This window comes from Vibrio sp. 10N.222.49.C9 (assembly GCF_041474985.1).
Classification (GTDB): Bacteria; Pseudomonadota; Gammaproteobacteria; order Enterobacterales; family Vibrionaceae; genus Vibrio; species Vibrio crassostreae_C.
The window spans coordinates 1-251 of record NZ_JBFRVD010001504.1 but is presented as its reverse complement, the minus strand read 5'-3'; the positions used below and the strand labels follow the sequence as shown (position 1 = coordinate 251).

Genomic DNA, 251 nt, shown 5'->3' with positions numbered 1-251 from the left:
CCACTCAAGGCTTGGTAATACCGCGACCTTTTGCTTAACTTCTGCCAAGGTTTCAAGTACTCGCGCGCCAATATCAGGATCAAACTCGGTATGTAGAGTAAAATCAAACAGCCCAAACTCTAGCTGGCGCAGAATAAACATCGCCGACTGGAAGTTTTTCGCCGCTAGCATCTTATCCAGCATTTCTTTTGGTAGAGGCTCACCCGTTTCATAGTGACCCGAGATGAACGACAGCGCCTCTTCTTCCCAGC

Annotated in this window: 1 protein-coding gene; it reads right to left on the bottom strand. The window is 48.6% G+C overall.

Annotated features, from left to right (window positions below; genetic code table 11):
* The coding region (locus AB4585_RS28955) for a M3 family metallopeptidase (RefSeq protein WP_372172238.1) at positions 1-251 on the bottom strand (251 nt) is incomplete at both ends.